Source organism: Proteus alimentorum, from assembly GCF_002607735.1.
Taxonomy (GTDB): Bacteria; Pseudomonadota; Gammaproteobacteria; order Enterobacterales; family Enterobacteriaceae; genus Proteus; species Proteus alimentorum.
This window is the reverse complement of record NZ_NBVR01000020.1, coordinates 50,145-70,711: the sequence shown is the minus strand read 5'-3', so window position 1 is coordinate 70,711 and position 20,567 is coordinate 50,145. Positions and strand designations below refer to the sequence as shown.

The 20,567-nt window shown below is 39.1% G+C and carries 11 protein-coding genes and 10 tRNA genes; 10 read left to right on the top strand and 11 right to left on the bottom strand.

Annotated elements, in window-relative coordinates:
• Window positions 1–201: 201 nt before the first annotated feature.
• The 7 genes from B6258_RS05570 (at window position 202) to recD (ending at window position 13,960) form a co-directional block, all read left to right on the top strand.
• Entirely contained in the window at window positions 202–711 is a 510-nt protein-coding gene (locus B6258_RS05570; protein WP_240531526.1) for a potassium:proton antiporter, read from the top strand.
• Window positions 705–1,349: a prepilin peptidase-dependent protein gene (locus tag B6258_RS05565; RefSeq protein ID WP_164996139.1), complete on the top strand. Its 645-nt coding sequence runs from the start codon at window positions 705–707 to the stop codon at window positions 1,347–1,349. Before B6258_RS05570 ends, B6258_RS05565 begins: the two co-directional genes overlap by 7 nt.
• A complete protein-coding gene (locus B6258_RS05560; protein WP_099074434.1) occupies window positions 1,346–1,807 on the top strand; it encodes a DUF2509 family protein in 462 nt (153 codons plus the stop codon). The genes B6258_RS05565 and B6258_RS05560 overlap by 4 nt, the downstream gene beginning before the upstream one ends.
• Before the next feature lie 344 nt (window positions 1,808–2,151).
• Window positions 2,152–5,535, top strand: a complete 3,384-nt coding sequence (gene recC, locus B6258_RS05550; protein ID WP_099074433.1) for an exodeoxyribonuclease V subunit gamma — start codon at window positions 2,152–2,154, stop codon at window positions 5,533–5,535.
• A 15-nt stretch (window positions 5,536–5,550) separates the two neighbouring features.
• On the top strand, window positions 5,551–8,439 hold the full coding sequence (gene ptrA, locus B6258_RS05545) for a pitrilysin (protein ID WP_099074432.1): 2,889 nt from the start codon (window positions 5,551–5,553) through the stop codon (window positions 8,437–8,439).
• Window positions 8,436–12,047, top strand: a complete 3,612-nt coding sequence (gene recB / locus B6258_RS05540) for an exodeoxyribonuclease V subunit beta (RefSeq protein ID WP_099074431.1) — start codon at window positions 8,436–8,438, stop codon at window positions 12,045–12,047. Before ptrA ends, recB begins: the two co-directional genes overlap by 4 nt.
• A 2-nt stretch (window positions 12,048–12,049) precedes the next feature.
• A complete protein-coding gene (gene recD / locus B6258_RS05535; RefSeq protein ID WP_099074430.1) occupies window positions 12,050–13,960 on the top strand; it encodes an exodeoxyribonuclease V subunit alpha in 1,911 nt (636 codons plus the stop codon).
• Between the two features lie 71 nt (window positions 13,961–14,031).
• On the opposite strand, the gene argA is transcribed toward recD, so the two are convergent.
• The gene (gene argA, locus B6258_RS05530; protein ID WP_099074429.1) at window positions 14,032–15,366 is read right to left on the bottom strand and encodes an amino-acid N-acetyltransferase; all 1,335 of its coding nucleotides are present in this window, start codon (window positions 15,364–15,366) and stop codon (window positions 14,032–14,034) included.
• A gap of 240 nt (window positions 15,367–15,606) precedes the next feature.
• On the opposite strand from argA, the gene amiC reads away from it, so the two are divergent.
• The gene (gene amiC, locus B6258_RS05525; protein WP_099074428.1) at window positions 15,607–16,869 is read left to right on the top strand and encodes an N-acetylmuramoyl-L-alanine amidase AmiC; all 1,263 of its coding nucleotides are present in this window, start codon (window positions 15,607–15,609) and stop codon (window positions 16,867–16,869) included.
• Between the two features lie 207 nt (window positions 16,870–17,076).
• Here amiC and B6258_RS05520 read toward each other — a convergent pair.
• The 10 genes from B6258_RS05520 to B6258_RS05475 form a co-directional block, all read right to left on the bottom strand.
• Window positions 17,077–17,153: transfer RNA gene (locus tag B6258_RS05520), tRNA-Met, on the bottom strand.
• Window positions 17,154–17,175: 22 nt separating this feature from the next.
• A tRNA-Met gene (locus tag B6258_RS05515) sits at window positions 17,176–17,252 on the bottom strand.
• A gap of 22 nt (window positions 17,253–17,274) precedes the next feature.
• Window positions 17,275–17,351: transfer RNA gene (locus B6258_RS05510), tRNA-Met, on the bottom strand.
• Window positions 17,352–17,373: 22 nt separating this feature from the next.
• A tRNA-Met gene (locus tag B6258_RS05505) sits at window positions 17,374–17,450 on the bottom strand.
• 22 nt (window positions 17,451–17,472) lie between these two features.
• Window positions 17,473–17,549 (bottom strand) — tRNA-Met (locus tag B6258_RS05500).
• 22 nt (window positions 17,550–17,571) lie between these two features.
• Window positions 17,572–17,648 (bottom strand) — tRNA-Met (locus B6258_RS05495).
• A gap of 22 nt (window positions 17,649–17,670) precedes the next feature.
• Window positions 17,671–17,747: transfer RNA gene (locus B6258_RS05490), tRNA-Met, on the bottom strand.
• A 22-nt stretch (window positions 17,748–17,769) separates the two neighbouring features.
• A tRNA-Met gene (locus tag B6258_RS05485) sits at window positions 17,770–17,846 on the bottom strand.
• Between the two features lie 22 nt (window positions 17,847–17,868).
• Window positions 17,869–17,945, bottom strand: a tRNA-Met gene (locus B6258_RS05480).
• Between the two features lie 30 nt (window positions 17,946–17,975).
• Window positions 17,976–18,052 (bottom strand) — tRNA-Met (locus tag B6258_RS05475).
• Between the two features lie 293 nt (window positions 18,053–18,345).
• Here B6258_RS05475 and mltA point away from each other — a divergent pair.
• Both mltA and tcdA read left to right on the top strand, forming a co-directional pair.
• A complete protein-coding gene (mltA, locus tag B6258_RS05470) occupies window positions 18,346–19,440 on the top strand; it encodes a murein transglycosylase A (protein WP_099074427.1) in 1,095 nt (364 codons plus the stop codon).
• A 110-nt stretch (window positions 19,441–19,550) separates the two neighbouring features.
• Window positions 19,551–20,369, top strand: coding sequence for a tRNA cyclic N6-threonylcarbamoyladenosine(37) synthase TcdA (gene tcdA, locus B6258_RS05465; protein WP_099074600.1), 819 nt, complete (start codon window positions 19,551–19,553; stop codon window positions 20,367–20,369).
• Window positions 20,370–20,567: the final 198 nt, after the last annotated feature.

Genomic DNA, 20,567 nt, shown 5'->3' with positions numbered 1-20,567 from the left:
ACAGGGGCTTTTTTCTTTCTATCATTAAATTTAAGTTCAAGTTCAATAAACTAAGGCTAATCTCAGCCTTGTTGATGATTATTTTTTTGTATTTACTCTGAAAATACGGTTATTGCGTTGTTGTTCGAAAAAAATACTTTCCTTTATTTACCGTTAGATGTTTTGTCTGCATTCTCTCAGTAGGTTAAAAGGGAGGAATAAATGAACAATAACATGGATATAAGCCTAAGTAGGGCGCATCAGCAAGAGAGCGAATTTGGAATAAGCCTACTCGAAATACTTATTGTCATGATGATCGTTTCAATTTTAAGTTACTTATCAATCACGACCTATCAGCAATTTACTCACCAACGTCAATTGATACACAGTGTACGAGAAACCATTGCATTTCTTTCTTATCAGCGACAACAAGCGTTATTGTTTAATATAAAAATTAAAATAGCGTTTCATTTATCGCCCAGTAATAAACTCATCGCGATCCCTTTTTCTTTACGGCACTCACCTGAAAAACAAACGATTTTTCAATTAGCCTCGGGTATTCAACTTAAACAATCAACAGTCTCAAATTTTACATTTGGGGGAACTCGTCAAACCTTAAGACCAATGAGTTTTGTGCTTCAAAGTTCAGAGAGTGAAGTCAAAATTGTGATTTCATCTTTAGGCAGAATAAGAGCATGTAGTCAGAAAATTAAGGCATTCTCGCCATGTTAAAGCGATCAATATTTTCATTTTCATCTGGCATGATGTTGATGGAATGTCTTTTTGCCATGGCAATTAGTGGCGTTCTATTTCTTTGCATTAGCCGGGCTTATCCTCAAGTAATGAATATACTGCTCCATTCTTACCGACAATATCAGTTAGATATCTTTTTAAGAGAAAGGTTATTAGTACTAGAAACACAATTAAGGCGCACTGGATATTGTCACGGTGATTGTGCCTATGGATCGCAGTCAAAGGTATTGCCCACTTCACCATTAAAAATAGGACAGTATTCTTATCAAGAAAAAAACAGCTGCGTTATTTTCGCTTATGACGTAAATGGTAATGGTCGATGGGATACGCCCTCATCAAAAGAGAGTGATTATTTTGGTTATCGGCTTAAAAATGGGCAATTAGAACAGTTAAGAGGTGTGCAAAATTGTACCTCTTCAGGATGGCAACGATTTTTTGAAAGTCATGAGATTGAAGTGACTGAGTTTATTTTACGCCCTTATTCAAAGCAATCTATTATCAAAGAGAAACCCTTTTTTTATCTTTCAGTCTCTTTAAAATTTCATTTAAAACAATTTCCTGCTGTGAAATTACATTATAAGAATGACATTCGGTTAAGGAATGTGACCACGTTATGAGTATTGATACAATTCACAATAAAAATGAGCAAGGGTTTGCAAGTTTACTTGTCGTGATAGGATTTATTGTTGTGAGCTTATCGGCGCTTGGGAGTTTTGCTTATCATTACAGGCAGTCTCAACAAATAGTGGTGCAAGAGTTACAAGCACGACAGGCTTTTTTATTTGCTGAATCAGCATTGGCGTGGGGAATAAAATTGGATTGGGAAATTTTATCGTCACAGTTAAATAAATGGCAATGCCGTCATTTTCATGCAAACCCAAAAATAAAAAGCTGTTTATTTTTGATTTCTTTAGAAAAGGGCTTATTGCAAGGACAAGCAAAAAGTACAAATGGCTATAAAATATATCATTATCAATGGGTTGATTTTTTGAAAGACAAAAATAAATTTATGGTTGCACATCCAAATGGATGGCTAGATTATTGCCCATTAGTTTATAAGGAGTGTGTGTTATAGATAACATTCAAAATAAATCAGAAAGTGGGTCTATTTTACTTAATACAATGTTTATATTACTGTTTTTTAATATTAGTTTTGTCGCTATTATAGGGTATAGTCAATCATTAAAAGCTGACTTTCAGCAGTTAATTCAAATTCAGCAGGCAGGGCAGGAACTTTTTATTTTATTTGAACAAATATCTGATAAATCACCTGACCATTTCGCATCTAACCCAAAAATAATGACACGCTCACTTTTACAGTCTGAAGGTTGTCAGCAAATAGAAGGTTATGTTGCCAATAATGTCTTACCCGAAATAAGACTGTATTACTGGTCATGCTATTAATAAGATGAGGATCTGATGTTTCATATATATCACTCAAATCAGTTGTCATTACTAAAGTCACTTATGGTGCACTTTATGCAGACCAGACCACTATCTTCTCCTTTTGAACAAGAAGTGATCCTTGTTCAAAGCCCCGGAATGTCTCAATGGTTGCAAATCCAGCTTGCCGAAAGCTTGGGTATTGCTGCTAATATCCGTTACCCATTACCAGCAACCTTTATTTGGGAAATGTTTACTCGGGTATTATCAGGTATACCTAAAGAAAGCGCTTTTTCTAAAGATGCCATGACATGGAAATTAATGGCATTACTTCCTGAGTTTTTGTCTGATGAAGAGTTTAAACCCTTACTGCATTACCTTGATGATGATGAAGAAAAACGTAAACTTCACCAGCTTGCAGGGCGTGTCGCTGACTTATTTGACCAATATTTAGTGTATCGTTCTGATTGGTTAGCTTTGTGGGAAAAAGATGAGTTAATCGAAGGGTTGAGTGAAAATCAACGCTGGCAAAAAATATTGTGGGTAGCATTACAGCAATACACAAAAGATCTTAATCAGCCTCAATGGCATCGCTCTAATCTTTATCAGCAATTTATTTCGACATTAAATAATGCAAAAGAAGGAGAGCTTCAACACTGTTTCCCACCCCGTATTTTTATTTGTGGGATTTCAGCGCTACCTCAAGTTTACTTGCAGGCATTACAAGCGATAGGGCGTCATACCGAGATCTATTTACTCTTTACCAATCCTTGCCGTTACTATTGGGGAGATATTCAAGATCCTAAATTTCTGGCTCGTCTTAATAGCAGAAAACCTCGCCATTATAAGCAATTACATGAATCGCCTTGGTTTAAAGACGAAAAAAACGCTTCTTCGTTATTTAATGACGAGGGCGAGCAAAATATCGGTAATCCGCTATTGGCGTCATGGGGAAAACTGGGTAAAGATAATCTTTATTTCCTCTCTGAACTTGAATATACCAATGTGTTAGATGCATTTGTTGAGATCCCAAGAGATAATTTACTTCATCAATTGCAAGCGGATATCCTTGATTTAGAAGATTTTTCGCAATTAGGTACAACACTTGAAACTTATGAGTGTAGCGAAAATAAACGTGTGATTTCGCCAGATGATCACTCACTGACTTTTCATGCCAGCCATAGCCCACAGCGTGAAGTGGAAGTGTTACAAGATCAATTACTGCATTTACTAGAACAAGATCCTGAATTATTACCGCGCGATATTATTGTGATGGTTGCGGATATTGATAGCTATACACCTTATATTCAAGCTGTGTTTGGTAATGCGCTTTCAGAACGTTATCTTCCTTTTGCTATTTCAGATAGAAAAGCGCGTCAAGCACATCCTGTATTACAAGCTTTTATTACATTGTTAGAACTTCCTCAAAGTCGTTTTACCGCCGAGCAAGTGCTGGCACTGCTTGAAGTTCCTGCTTTAGCAGGGCATTTTTCTATTTTTGAAAATGAGCTGAAACTACTACGTCGTTGGGTCGATGAGTCAGGAATACGTTGGGGGTTAGATGATGAGAATGTGGCTTCATTTTTATTACCCATCACAGGTAAAAATACGTGGGAATTCGGCTTACTGCGTATGTTGCTTGGTTATGCGATGGAAAGTGAAAATGGCCCTTGGAAAGGTGTTCTTCCTTACGATGAATCCAGTGGATTAGTTGCTGAGCTTGCAGGGCATCTCGCTGATTTTCTTTATACATTAAGTGAGTGGCGTACACGTTTGACCGAAACCCGCTCATTAGAAGCATGGCTAGAAGTTGGACAACAATTAGTTGATGCCTTCTTTGAGTCCGATGAGGAAACGGAATTAGTTTTAGCGCTTATTATCCAACAATGGCAAAAAGTGATTGAAAATGGATTGAAAGCGCAATATCAAAATGAAATTCCGCTAGTTCTTATTCGTGATGAATTAACAGTACGGTTCGATGATGAAAAAATCAGTCAGCGTTTTTTAGCTGGTAGCATTAATTTTTGTACATTAATGCCTATGCGTTCTATTCCCTTTAAAGCGGTGTGTTTATTAGGCATGAACGATGGTATTTATCCTCGTAATATTCAGCCGTTAGGGTTTGATTTAATGGCAGAAAAACGTCGTCGTGGTGATAGAAAACGTCGTGATGATGACCGCTATTTATTCCTTGAAGCACTTAGCTCAGCTGAAAAATACCTTTATATCAGTTATATCGGAAAATCGATACGTGACGATCGAGAATGTAATCCATCAGTCTTAATCAAAGAGTTACAAGATTATATTGGGCAAAATTTTCGTTTACCAGAAGATAGTGAAATCAATATCGATGACAGTGCAACTCGTATAAACCAACATTTATTAACACAACATAGCCGTGTTCCTTTTGCTCAAGAAAATTTCCGAATAGGTGCTGCCTTTCGTTCTTATGCCTCTGAATGGTTGCCTGCTGCCAGTGGGCAAGGGGAGGCTCATCAAAGTTTTACTGAGCCACTTAATGATGATGACACAATAGATAAAGTCTCTGTTGATGCGCTTGCACGTTTTTATCGTCATCCTATTCGAGCGTTCTTCCAACAAAGATTAAAAACAAACTTTGTTATTGAAGAAACAGAATTACCGGAAGAAGAGCCATTTGTGATCAATGCGCTTCAACGTTATCTATTGAATCAATGGTTATTAAAAGCCTTGATTGATCAAACCTCAACAGAAGCTTTGTTTGAGCGTATCAAAGCCGCAGGACAACTTCCCGCAAGCGCATTTGGTCAAATTTATTGGGAGCAACAAATAGAAGAGTTACTTCCTTTAGCTGAAAAGATCAAAAGTGAACGATTAGTCACACATTCTGTCACATTAGAGCAAAGTTTTAGTGAAATGCCATTGATTGGTCGTTTAAATGAGGTACAAGCTGATGGTTTATTACGTTGGCGACCTGCCAGCTTAACCGCTAATGACTTATTGCAGCTTTGGATTGAGCATCTAGTTTATTGTTTGAAAGGGGGAACAGGCGAGAGCCGGTTTTACGGTAGAAAAGAGACTCAGTGGTGTTTATTACCTGTTGATCTTGAATTTGCCTATTCAACCTTAGACAAGCTAATCAGTGACTATAAACAAGGGTTAAATAGCCCATTAGCGCTATTTGCGAAAAGTGGCTGGGCTTGGTTACAAGCTTGCTATGATAAAAAATCACAAGCGTTTTTACTTGATGATGAAGAGACACTTGAAAAAGCAGAATTAGTGCTGATGCAACATTTAACGGATAGCTATAATCGAGATGGTGAAATGAGTGATATGTATGTTCAGCGTGCCTTCTCTCAATTAGACGAGCCTTTTTTACAAACAGTCAAACAGACAGCATTAACAATATTTAAACCAATAATTCCATTTCTGAAAAAATAAGGGAGCGCATATCAGATGAGAAAATACTGCTCGCAACTATGGATCATGTTGCTATTGATGCTAGTGAGTATCAACAGTTTTGCTGCTGATCCACTTTGGCAAGTATTGCCTGATAGCATTGAAAAAAGTGAGAGCGATCCTCGGCAATATCAAGCGATTAAACTACCTAATGAAATGACCGTATTACTGGTTTCTGACGAAAAAGCAGTAAAATCATTAACGGCTGTTGCATTACCTGTTGGCGCATTAGAAGATCCAGATAGTCAGCAAGGTCTTGCACACTATTTAGAACATATGGTGCTAATGGGATCGGTGAAATATCCTCAATCAGGCAGTATGTCTGAATTCTTACAAAAGAATGGCGGCTCTCATAATGCGAGTACAACAACTTATCGTACTGCATTCTATTTAGAAGTGGAAAATAGCGCGATTAATGAAGCGGTTGATCGCCTTGCTGATGCTTTAGCTGAACCTTTACTTGATCCTAAAAATGCTGATCGTGAACGTAATGCCGTTAATGCTGAGTTAACAATGGCGCGCGCGCGCGATGGCATGCGTTTTTGGCAAGTTAGGGCTGAAACCTTAAACCCAGCTCATCCAAGTTCCCGTTTTATGGGGGGAAATCTAGAGACATTAAGTGATAAACCAAATAGTAAACTTCAAGATGAATTGATTAAATTCTATCAAACACACTATTCTGGCAACTTAATGAATGGGGTGATTTATAGTAATAAATCACTTGATGAATTATCCAAATTAGCCGCAAACACTTTCGCTCGTATCCCAAATAAAAAAGCAGATGTGCCTGTCACCACAGTACCTGCGATGACCGATAAAGAAAAAGGGTTAATGATCCATCTGGTACCTGCTTTACCACAGAAAACCTTACAGATTGAATTTGGTATTGATAATAACGTCGCCGATTTTCGCAGTAAAACTGATGAATATATTGGTTATTTAATTGGTAATCGTAGCGCAGGTACATTGGCAACATGGTTGCAAGATCAAGGCTTAGCTGAAAGTATTAGTGCATTTTCTGAGCCTTATATCGACCGTAACCAAGGTTCATTTACGATTTATGTCGCGTTGACAGATAAAGGTTTGGCGCAAAAAGACAAAGTGATTTCCGCTATCTTTTCGTACATTCGTTTAATTCAAACAGAAGGTATCAGTCAGCGTTACTTTAATGAAATTGCGAATGTATTAGATCTCTCATTTCGTTATGGCTCTATTGTAAGAGATATGAATTACATAGAAGGCATTTCGGATATGATGCTACGCTATCCGATCAAAAATATTCTAAATGCAGACTATATTGCTGATAATTATGAACCTTCAGCTATCCTTTCTCGTCTTGATTCTCTTACGCCAGAAAAAGCACGCATTTGGGTAATAAGCCCTAATGAACCTTCGAACAAACAAGCCTACTTTGTTAATGCCCCTTATCAGGTTGATAAAATCACAGATAAGCAATTAAAAACATGGCAAACATTATCAGATAATATTTCATTATCACTGCCAGCACTTAACCCTTATATCCCTGATAATCTTTCGCTGATTGATGCGGACAGCAAAATCATCAAACCACAATTGTTGTGGCAAGATAAAAGTGCTCGCTTGTTTTATATGCCATCGCACTATTTTTCTGATGAGCCTAAAGCCAGTGTGACATTAAGTTTAGTCAATAAGAAATCAGACATCACCGTTAAGCAACAAGTGACTCAAACTTTGACTGACTATCTTGCGGGTTTAGCATTAAGTGAATTATCTTACCAAGCTTCTGTTGCTGGAATGAATATCTCGTCTACATCAGGACAAGGCATTGATTTTTCAATGAATGGTTATACACAACATTTACCAGAACTTGTTAATGCGACACTGAAAAGCTATATGAGCTTTGAATCAACTCAAGATGAACTCGATCAAGCTAAATCTTGGTATCGTGAACAACTTGAAGTGACTCATAACTTAAAAGCATTTGAAGCAGCTATGCTGCCAGCCCGCCGATTAAATACTATTCCGTATTATGAAGAAGCTGACAAACTCAAAGCATTAGAGTCAATTACACTGCAAGATATTATTGATAATCGCCGTGAAGTCATTAAAAACGCGGCACTTCAAGCGTTGATTATTGGTAACTTAACGCCAGAGCAAAGCCGCAATATTGCTAAATCTGCACACGAATTATTAGGTAATCAAGGCACAGAATATTGGATCGGTGAAACATTAGTATTCAATAAATTAGATGCTGTTGAATTCCAAAATAAATCGAAGAGCACAGATAACGCATTAGGTGAGCTTTATATCCCAACCGGTTATAGCCGCCTTGAAGGTCAGGCTATCTCTTCTGTGTTAGCGTCTGTGATCAAACCTTGGTTCTATGATCAATTACGAACAGAAGAGCAACTAGGTTATGCGGTATTTGCTTATCAAGGCACTATGGGGGAACAGTCTGGCTTAGGTTTCTTATTGCAAAGTAATGCAAAACCCCCTGTCTACTTAAATGAGCGCTATAACGCATTTTATCAACAAGCCTACGAACGTTTGAAAAAAATGAACGAGGCTGATTTTAATCAGTATAAACAGGCGATTATTACCGAAGTTAAACAGCCACCTCAAACATTTTATGAAGAAGTTTCTCTTTATCGAGCTGATTTCCATCGTAATAACGTAAAATATGATGGACGTGAAAAACTCTTAGCTGAACTTAATAAAGTAACGTTAAAACAAGCTATTGAGTTTTATGAAAAAGCAATTATAAAACCGAACGGATTTATTTTTGTCTCTCAAATTATTGGTAAAGATGGCAAAGAGGCTGATTACGCCGAAAATAAACAATGGAAACGTTACGCTACGGTAAGTGAATTGCAAAAAACTTTACCTATTGAGGAAATTAAAGAGTGAGTGAAGTGATACAGGCACAGCCATTAAACCCGTATACACTTCCTTTGTACCAAAGACGCCTGATTGAGGCGTCAGCGGGAACAGGGAAAACGTATACCATAGGGTTGTTGTATTTACGGTTGCTTCTTGGATTAGGCGGAGAGTCTGCATTCTACCGCCCTCTCAGTGTTGAAGAGATTTTAGTTGTGACATTTACGGATGCGGCGACAGATGAATTACGATCACGTATTCGTAAAAATATCCACGAACTAAGACTTGCCTGTATCCGTCATGATGTTGAAAGTAGCGATGATACTTACCTCGAGTTACTTAAACAGATCCCTAATAAAGAGCTAGCTGCACAGTGGTTGCTAGAAGCAGAACGCCAAATGGATGAAGCGGCTATTTATACCATTCATGGCTTTTGTCAGCGTATGTTAGCAAACAATGCATTTGAATCAGGAGTCTTGTTTGAACAAGTCTTGATCCAAGATGAATATGAGCTCAAAAAACGGGTCTGTGCTGACTTCTGGCGCCGTCATTGTTATCCACTTTCTTATGATGTTGCACATGCAGTAAGCCAGATTTGGTCTGGCCCTGAACAACTGCTTTATGAGATACAGCCTTATTTACAAGGTGAAATGCCTGAAATCGAAGGTGTGGCATTAGACAGTGAAAATGAATCCGTCAAAGAGCGCCATAAAGCGGTTATTGAAGCAATTAACAAGGTGAAAGCGCGTTGGAATGAACATCATCATGAAATTGAAGCATGGATAACTGCTTCAGGTGTTGATAAACGTAGTTATAGCAGTCGTTTCTTACCTAAATGGATTGAAGAAATTACGCTGTGGGCGTCAACATTAGAAACGAAAAGCTATCAATTACCTGATTGTTTAGTGCGTTTCTCTCAAGAAACGTTAAATGAGAAGACCACTAAAGGTCTTGCACCAGAGCATATTCTTTTTGTTGAAATTGAACAATTAACAAAGCAAAGCCTGACTCTGCGTGATGTCATTCTAGTCAACGCGATCCCTGAAATACGCCAAGGCATTGAAAATGAAAAGGTGCGTCGTGGTGAAATGGGATTTGATGATTTATTAACTCGTTTAGATAGAGCATTGAAACGTGAAGGTGGTGAAGCTTTAGCGCAAGCGATTCGTGAACGTTACCCAGTTGCAATGATCGATGAATTCCAAGATACGGATCCCCAACAATATCGTATTTTTGATGCAATTTATGGTGAGTATGAAAACAGTGGATTGTTGTTTATCGGTGATCCTAAACAGGCAATTTATGCTTTCCGTGGTGCAGATATTTTTACTTATATTCAAGCTCGAAAGCAGACATCTCATCACTACACATTAAATACTAACTGGCGCTCTGCGCCGGGTATGGTGAATGCAGTTAACTCGCTTTTTATGCGTTCCAATGCGCCATTTTTATTTGAGCATATTCCTTTTATTGAAGTCACCTCGGCTGAAAAAAACCAAGACATGGCCTTTATTTACCATGATAAACCGATCCCACCTTTTAACTTTTGGCTTGCTGAGGGTGAAAGTGTTTCTACGGGAAATTATGAGCAAATCATGGCAGCGCAATGTGCCGCACAAATTCGTGACTGGTTATCAGCAGGGGATCAGCAACAGGCTTGGCTGATTGAACAAGGTACAAAAAAAGCGGTTACGTCTGCTGATATTATGGTGCTGGTGCGTAGTCGTAGAGAAGCGATACTGATCCGTGATGCACTGAATTTGCTTTCAATACAATCTGTATTTTTATCCAATCGTGAAAGTGTATTTGAAACCAACGAAGCGAAAGATCTACTTTGGTTATTACAAGCAGTTGTAACACCTGAGAAAGAACGTGTATTAAGGGCATCTTTAGCCAGCCGATTATTTGGTTTTAGCGCAAAGCAAATTGATGATCTGAACGGCAGTGAGCCACGCTGGAATAGTTACGTGGAGAAATTTGCTGATTACTACGCACTATGGCAAAAGCGTGGTGTTTTACCGATGTTGCGTAAAATCATGATGGACAATCAAATTGCGGAAAATTTACTCGCAAGTATTGATGGTGAGCGCCGGCTTACAGATATCATGCATCTAGGTGAATTATTACAAGAAACATCATTACAACTTGATAGTGAGCACGCTCTTATTCGTTGGTTAGCACAACAGATTTCTCATCCTGATGCACAATCTGAAAGTCAACAAATGCGTTTGGAAAGTGACCGAAATCTTGTGCGAATTTGTACTATCCATAAATCGAAAGGTCTTGAATATCCTATTGTTTGCTTACCTTTTGCTTGTAATTACCAAGAACAGAAAGGGGCACTTTATCATGATAGAGAGAAATTTTACGCAAAATTAGATATTTTTAGCCGACCTGAAAGTTTACGCTTAGCGGATGAAGAGCGCTTAGCTGAAGATTTACGTTTACTTTATGTGGCATTAACACGATCTAAATTCAGCTGTTATGTTGGTGTTGCTCCTCTTGTTAAAGGGAACAAACGTAAATCAGGTCTTACCGATCTGCATAAAAATGCTTTAGGGTATTTATTACAGCAAGGCGAAGAAGGCAATAGTGAATTATTGCATCAATCAATTCACGCTTTATTAGATGATAATATCAGTGTAACAACGCTTGATAATATATCAGCACATCGTTATCAGCCTCAATTAGTAACGGAAACAAAACTTGAAGCGGCTATATTTAAACGTCAAATTCATGATAATTGGCGTATAACGAGCTATTCAGGATTAACCTATCAGCATTCAAATCGTAGCTATCATTTTGATTTAGGTGATATTGAGGCTTTGGTGCAATCTATCGCACCGGGACTTGATACAGATGCTAAAGGAGAGAAGCAACAAGGTGAAATTGATGAAAATTCTATTCATCATTTCCCTCGTGGTGCAGTAGCGGGAACGTTCTTACACAGTTTGTTGGAAGTATTAGATTTTTCGCAACCTATTGATGAACTTTGGATACAAGGACAATTGACCGCTCAAGGCTTTGATGAAAAGTGGGCTCCCCTTTTAGTCACATGGATGGAAACACTGTTTCATACACCGCTTAATTCTCAAGGATTGTGTCTTGCTGATATCCCAAAATCACAACAACTTGATGAATTACAATTCTATTTACCTATTGAGAAAGAGATATCATCAGCTCAACTGACTCAATTGATTAGTCAGTTTGATCCTCTATCAAAACGTTGTCCGGCTTTGCAATTTCAACAAGTAGAAGGGATGCTCAAAGGCTTTATTGACTTAGTCTTTTCTTGGGAAGGTAAATACTATGTTGTGGATTATAAATCGAATTGGTTAGGTGAATCGAGTGAGGATTACACACAAGAAGCGATGATGAATGCAATGATGGATCATCGTTACGACTTGCAATATCAACTCTATACCTTAGCGTTACATCGTTTTTTACAGCAGCGCATCTCTGATTATGATTACAAAAGCCACTTTGGAGGAATTTATTACCTCTTCTTACGTGGTATAGACAAAGCACATCCCGGAAATGGCGTTTATGCCCATTTGCCTGATGAAGCTTTTGTTTTGGCGCTAGATTCACTCTTTACAGGTAAAAGTAGCAAACCTGATGTAGTCGGTGAGAAATAAAAATGATCAAACTATTAAAACAAGCGATTACACACAACTTATTACGACCGCTAGATCTTCGATTTGCACAAATGCTGGTTGAAGATGAAAACCCTATTTTACTGTTTGTATTTGCTTATTTGAGTGCTCAAACTGGTGCGGGTCATGTTTGTTTACCATTGAATATTATTCAAAAAGATCAACTGTTTGATGGCAGGCAAAAAGAGTTTGCACAAGAAGTTTGGCAAAAAATGGGTAATCCTTCTGCTAAAAAAATTGTCGAAGAGTTGACTCATTGTCATTGCGTTAATCAAAGCCGTGATGATCTTTCCGTCCCCATTATTTTAGATAATGAACTTCTTTATCTACAAAGAATGTGGAGCTATGAAGAGAAAGTGGCTCAATTTTTTAGGCAAGCGCATACCATTGTTGATATTGATGAAAATGAATTAATTAAGGTACTCAATCAGCTGTTTCCAGCAACGAAAGAAAGCCAAGAAACAAATTGGCAAAAAGTGGCTGCCAGTGTTGCTATCACAAGTCCGATCTCTATTATTTCTGGCGGTCCCGGAACGGGAAAAACGACAACAGTAGCTAAAATTTTAGCGGCTTTTGTGATGCTCACATCGAATGAAAAGCCGATTATTCAATTAGCGGCTCCTACAGGTAAAGCGGCTGCGAGATTAACAGAATCTTTAGGCCACGCTCTGGCACAACTTAATTTAAGTGAAGACGAAAATAAGTGGATGCCAAAGCAGGCACAAACTATTCATCGTTTATTAGGTGCTCAACCTGAAAGTCAACAAGTGCGCTACCATAAAGATAATCCATTACAGCTTGATATTCTGGTGGTTGATGAAGCTTCAATGGTTGATTTACCTATGATGGCACGCCTGATTGATGCACTTCCATCAAAATGTCATGTTATTTTCTTAGGTGATAAAGACCAACTTGCTTCTGTTGAGGCCGGTGCTGTACTAGGTGATATTTGCCGTTTTTCTGAAGATGGTTTCAGCCAAAAAAGATTTGAGCAGATTAATTATTTAACTCAAGGTGAATTGGTTAAATCGACGGAGATTATTCCTGTCTCTCAAACACCCGTATCTGTCGTCAGTGATTCTCTGTGCCTATTACGTAAAAGCTACCGTTTTGGTGAAGATTCAGGGATAGGACAACTTGCTTTTGCGGTTAATAAAGGGCAGACCAAAACAGCCATCGCGTTACTAAAAAAAGCTGAAATTAGCCCACAACAACTAGAAATAGCATTAGAGCCTCAAGATGTGAGCTTTATTGCTTTAGAGTCAAAAGAAAGCTATTTATTGATGATACAAGATGCCGTTAATGCCTATCGGGAGTATCTCACTTTAGTTTCTCAAAAAGCATCACCTGATATTATTCTTAATGCATTTAACCAATACCGTTTATTGTGCGCACGACGAGAAGGCCCTTTTGGGGTGAGTGGTTTAAATGACAGAATTGAAATGTTATTGCATCGCCAGAGATTGATCCGCCGTCCTACAAATAGTTATCAAAGTGATTATATTGGGCGTCCCATTATGATCCAACGAAATGACAGTACGTTAGGTCTGTTTAATGGCGATATTGGCATTATGCTCAATAACGATGAAGGTGAAATGAAGGCCTTTTTTCAACTACCTGATGGGAAATTGAAAGCAATCCAACCGAGTCGATTACCGCAACATGAAACTGCGTATGTAATGACTGTGCATAAATCACAAGGTTCTGAATTTACTCATACGGCGTTAGTACTACCCGATAAATTTTCACCAGTTGTTAGTCGTGAATTGCTGTATACCGCATTAACACGCGCTAAACAGAAGCTTTCTCTTTATGCTTCAGAGTCTATGGTGAAAATGGCAATACAAACACGTATTCAACGTCGAAGTGGATTAATTGATAAATTACGTTATTAGTGGTTAGTTAAGAATGGAAAATCACAAAAGACAGGCATTGAGAGGGATCCTGTCTTTTTTGTGCTCGGTAATTACTCTTTATGTAAGTCTAAAATCAGAATTTTAGAGCGCCGTTGGTAATTATAAAGCGCTTGTTTTTCAATAGGTAGCTTATCAATTTCAGCAGGTTCAAATCCTTTTTCTTGAAACCAGTGTATGCTACGCGTTGTTAGAACAAACAGCTTTTCTAACCCTAATTGCTTAGCATGTGCTGAAATACGTTGTAGCAAAACCTCACCACGGCAAGAGCTACGATAATCTGGATGTACTGCAACACAAGCCATCTCACCAATTTTTTCTGATGGATAAGGGTAGAGCGCTGCGCATGCAATCGTCATATTATCGCGTTCAATAATAGTGAATTGGTCAATTTCAATTTCCAATTGTTCTCTTGAACGCCTGACTAAAATACCTTGCTGTTCTAATGGGCGAATAAGTTCGAGTATGCCACCAATATCATTAATATTTGCTCTACGAACTTTCTCTGCACTCTCCATGACGATTTGAGTACCAATACCATCACGAGAGAATAATTCTTGAATAAGCGCACCATCAGATTGATAACTTAGTAAGTGGCTGCGCTCTACACCACGACGACAGGCTTTAACCGCTCCCCGTAAGAATCTTACTGTACCTGAATGGTAATCACCCTCGGTTTGTAGCTCTCGAATTTTATCTTCAGCTTGATTAGGTAGCAGTTCAGAAACAATGTGACCTTCTTCGTCGATAACACCTTGGAATGAGCAAAAACCAATCAGTTTTTGTGCTTTAAGTTTTATCGCAAGCTGGGTTGCCACTTCTTCTGAGGTGAGATTAAAACTTTCACCTGTAACAGACACGGCAACTGGGCCAATTAATACAATGGCATTGCTGTCTAACTGGCGATGAATAGCCTCTTCATCGATACGACGAATTTTTCCGCTATGACAATAATCAACGCCATCATCAACCCCTAATGGCTGTGCGATAACAAAGTTACCACTGACAACATTAATATGCGCACCTTGTAATGGCGTATTGCTTAAACTCATTGATAGGCGAGCTGTAATATCGAGTTGCAATGTACCCGCAGCTTGTTTAACGATTTCTAAGGTTTTGCTATCTGTGATGCGCGTATATTTATGATAAATCGGAGATACTTTTTGTACTTCAAGCGCAGTATCAATTTGTGGGCGAGCACCATAAACAACCACTAAACGAATGCCTAGGCTGTGTAACAACCCAATATCATTAATGATAGATGGGAAGTTTTCATGAGCAATGGCTTCACCCCCCAGCATAATGACAAATGTTTTGCCTCTATGTGCATTAATATACGGAACCGAGTGGCGGAATCCATCGACCAATTCGGTGCTACGCTCTTTCATAAAACCCTCTCAAGTGAATTTTTATTCGAATTTAATGTATTTTTATTCTTTTTGGAGAGGAATGGCAAGTAAAATCCTATCTTATTGTTTTCCCTGAAGGCAGAATATTCGTGTAAAAGTGAGTAATTGTGCTGTTTTTAAGTGACAGTGAAGTGTGGATTGGGTAAAGTTTTTCGTTCTTAACTTTTTTTATCTCTTTTTAGAGTTTATTGACGTTAATCGTTTTTTTGGAATATTTTCATGAGTCATTCTGAGCACAATCAAACTCGTCGTCGTCTTGTTAAAGGAATTGGCGCGTTATTATTGTTAAGTGTTAGTCCTGTTGGTCTTGCTGCCACGGCATCTATTGTTGCTGTGAGGGTTTGGCCTGCATCGACTTATACTCGCGTGACTATAGAATCCAGTACACCACTGAAATATCGTCAGTTTGCATTATCAAATCCTGAACGTATTGTGGTGGATTTAGAAGGTATTCAACTTAATAGCGTACTGAAAGGTGTTGCTAATCAGGTTCAGACTAGCGATCCGTATTTAAAACTTATTCGCGTTGGTCAAAATACACCTAAAACAGTACGACTGGTATTTGAAGTAAAAACGCCTGTACAACCCCAAATGTTTACGCTTAAGCCTGTGGCTGAATTTAAAAACCGTTTGGTGTTAGATTTCTACCCAAGCCATGGTGCTGACACGGAAGACGATCCTCTGTTAGCACTATTGCGTGAATATAACGACGGTGATTTACAGCAAGCAGTGCCAGCACAAACCGACACACGTAAACCGGGTAGAGCAGGGCGAGATAGACCCATCATTATCATGATTGATCCTGGTCATGGAGGGGAAGATCCTGGGGCAATTGGTAAATATAAAACACGTGAAAAAGATGTGGTTTTACAAATTGCTCGTCGCTTAAGAACGCTTATTGATAAAGACGCCAAAATGAAGGCGTATATGACACGTAATGAAGATGTTTTTATTCCATTGACAGTACGTGTTGCTAAAGCGCGAAAAATGCAGGCAGATTTATTTGTCTCTATCCATGCTGATGCGTTTACAAACCGCTCTGCAAGGGGGTCATCTGTTTTTGCTTTATCAAAAACGGGGGCAACCAGTAATACGGCACGTTATCTTGCTCAAACACAAAATGAGTCTGACTTAATTGGTGGGGTGAGTAAAAGCGGCGATCGTTATGTTGATCATGCCATGTTAGATCTTGTGCAAACTGCGACGATTAATGACAGCCTAAAATTTGGTAGCGAAGTACTTAAGCTCATGGGTGGGATTAATAAACTGCATAAAAATAAAGTCGACCAGGCAGGTTTTGCGGTATTAAAAGCGCCAGAAATTCCATCAATTCTGGTTGAAACGGCCTTTATCAGTAATATTGAAGAAGAGAAAAAACTGAAAACAGCTAAGTTCCAGCAACAAATTGCTGAATCTATCTTTAAAGGGATCAAAGCTTATTTTGCTAATGGCGGTGAATTAACCTTAGCTGATCGTAGCTAATCTCTCTCTATCTCCTTTTCTTATAGCCCAATAGAAAGCCAATATCATGTGCTTTCTATTGGCGTTTTTATTGTATTTTCAACACAATAAATCTATCTAATACAATGCGTTATTAAGATAAAAGAAATTTTATTTAGTAAATCTATGGGGGATAAAATTAGGTTTGTAAATTAAGAGAAAAAATAAGAGGAAATCTTGAAGAGAAATTGGTTGCGGGAGCTGGATTTGAACCAACGACCTTCGGGTTATGAGCCCGACGAGCTACCATGCTGCTCCATCCCGCGACTGAATTGTTGTTTATAGAATTGGTTGCGGGAGCTGGATTTGAACCAACGACCTTCGGGTTATGAGCCCGACGAGCTACCATGCTGCTCCATCCCGCGACTGAATTGTTGTTTATAGAATTGGTTGCGGGAGCTGGATTTGAACCAACGACCTTCGGGTTATGAGCCCGACGAGCTACCATGCTGCTCCATCCCGCGACTGAATTGTTGTTTATAGAATTGGTTGCGGGAGCTGGATTTGAACCAACGACCTTCGGGTTATGAGCCCGACGAGCTACCATGCTGCTCCATCCCGCGACTGAATTGTTGTTTATAGAATTGGTTGCGGGAGCTGGATTTGAACCAACGACCTTCGGGTTATGAGCCCGACGAGCTACCATGCTGCTCCATCCCGCGACTGAATTGTTGTTTATAGAATTGGTTGCGGGAGCTGGATTTGAACCAACGACCTTCGGGTTATGAGCCCGACGAGCTACCATGCTGCTCCATCCCGCGACTGAATTGTTGTTTATAGAATTGGTTGCGGGAGCTGGATTTGAACCAACGACCTTCGGGTTATGAGCCCGACGAGCTACCATGCTGCTCCATCCCGCGACTGAATTGTTGTTTATAGAATTGGTTGCGGGAGCTGGATTTGAACCAACGACCTTCGGGTTATGAGCCCGACGAGCTACCATGCTGCTCCATCCCGCGACTGAATTGTTGTTTATAGAATTGGTTGCGGGAGCTGGATTTGAACCAACGACCTTCGGGTTATGAGCCCGACGAGCTACCATGCTGCTCCATCCCGCGACTGATACTATAACTTACTGCTTTGTGAATTGGTTGCGGGGGCCAGATTTGAACTGACGACCTTCGGGTTATGAGCCCGACGAGCTACCAAGCTGCTCCACCCCGCGTCTCCACAGAGGGGCACTATACTCAGGATCTGCCGAGTTGCAAGTTTTTTATGAAATTTTTACAGTTTTCTTTTAAAAACGGTCAGAAATAATACATCGAGATGCAAATTTAGGCAGTTATACTCGTCACGCTTCAAGTTATTTAGCGTATATACTTAAGGTTTAAAAGTCATATTGATTGGGTGATAATAGAAAGTCTTAGCAATTACCATATTCATATCTTTATTGATTTTGCTTTGGTATCTTTCTAACTCAGAATCAACACTCAAATTTAGTCATTAAGCGGGTCAAAAATGGTTACTTGGCGAAAATCGTTAATTTTAGGTATGTTAGCGCTTGCCTTGACAGGATGTCATCGTCCGACAGAGCAAGGGCAACAGTATAAAGATGGAAAGCTTAAGCAAGATCTCATTGAGGTAAGTTCGCCAAATACGCAAGGTACACCTATTAATGGCCCTGATTACTTACAACAAGTCCGCCAGATAAACCAAACATCATCTCGTTTGTATAATAGCAATAAAGAGACTTATCAGGCGGTTGAAAACTGGTTACGCTCTGGTGCAGATACACGTCAATTACGTCAGTTCAATCTTTCTGCATTTCAAATGGAAGGTGTTGATAATTACGGCAATGTTCAATTTACTGGATATTACACGCCTGTTCTTGAGGCCCGTTTAACGCAACAAGGTGAATTCCAATACCCTCTTTATAAAATGCCAGCTAATAGTCGTTCAAAATTGCCTTCTCGCGCTGCTATTTATAATGGCGCATTAAGCCAATCTTTAATTGCAGCTTATAGTAACTCCATTATGGATAATTTTATGATGGAAGTTCAGGGAAGTGGTTATGTTGATTTTGGTGATGGTAAACCTTTAACGTTTTTTGGTTATGCAGGGAAAAACGGACACCCTTACCGTAGTATTGGCAAAGTACTTATTGATAAGGGTGAAGTAGAAAGAAAAGATATGTCTATGCTCGCTATCAGAGATTGGGCGGATAAGCACAATGATGCTGAAGTGAGAAAATTATTAGAAGAAAATCCATCATTTGTTTTTTTCAAACCTGAGCCTTTTACACCCGTTAGAGGTGCCAGTGCTATCCCACTTGTTGCACTGGCCTCAGTGGCTTCTGACAGAAGTATTATTCCAGCTGGCACGGTATTACTCGCTGAAATTCCTATACTTGATAATACTGGTAATTTTACAGGCGAATATCAAATGCGTTTAATGGTGGCATTAGATGTCGGTGGGGCAATTAAAGGCCATCATTTCGATATTTATCATGGAATTGGTAAAGATGCTGGTCATATGGCAGGTTTTTATAATCATTATGGGCGTGTTTGGGTATTAAAAAAATCACAACTTAACTTATTAAACCCTTCGTCATAAAAACGATTTACTCTTTATCTGCTCATTATTCACGGTAAAATTATGCAAACGACATGGCTATTGATATTAATGGCCATGATTATTTCTGTTATTTAGGTTGTTATCGCATTATGCAAAATTCATTGTCAGATTCATATTTACAACGCTTTTCTGGAATAGGGCGACTTTACGGGCAAAAAGCGTTGTCTTATTTTGCGCAGGCTCATATCTGTGTCGTGGGTATAGGTGGGGTTGGCAGTTGGGCTGCTGAAGCATTAGCACGTAGTGGTATTGGTGCTATCACCTTAATTGATATGGATGATGTGTGTGTGACTAACACTAATCGTCAAATACATGCGTTGAAAGAAAGCGTGGGGCAACCTAAATGCGACGTGATGAAACAGCGTATTTTAGAAATCAATCCAGAATGCAAAGTGACCAGTATTGATGATTTTGTGACAGTTGATAATGTCGCTGAAATGATGAATAACAACTTTGATTATGTCATTGATGCAATTGATAGTGTAAGACCAAAGGCTGCATTATTAGCCTATTGTCGCCGTTATAAAATTCCGGTGATCACAACGGGTGGTGCTGGTGGACAAATTGATCCAACACAAATCCAAGTGGTTGATTTGGCAAAAACAATTCAAGATCCTTTGGCTGCTAAATTAAGAGAGCGTTTGAAATCTGATTTTAATGTCGTAAAAAATAGTAAGGGAAAACTGGGGATCGACTGTGTTTTCTCAACAGAACAACTCGTTTATCCACAAGGTGATGGGACGGTTTGTGCGGCAAAAAGTACCGCTGATGGTGTGAAACGTATGGATTGTTCCGCCGGATTTGGGGCTGTAACGATGGTAACGGCATCGTTTGGTTTTATTGCGGTGTCTCATGCGTTGAAGAAGATGCTCGCAAAGGCGCAACGTACTCGGCCACAGCGTTGTTGACTGCGTTCATTCGCACTAGTCACATACTGATGTATGCTCCTAGCGACTTATTCACTTGTCGCCTAGCTGTGACTTGAATTATTTAGAGTATCGACTTGTTATATATTAACTTATTAATGAATTTTATTTTTAATCACAGGTTATATGCTCCTAGCGACTTATTCACTTGTCGCCTAGCTACATCTTGAATTATTTAGA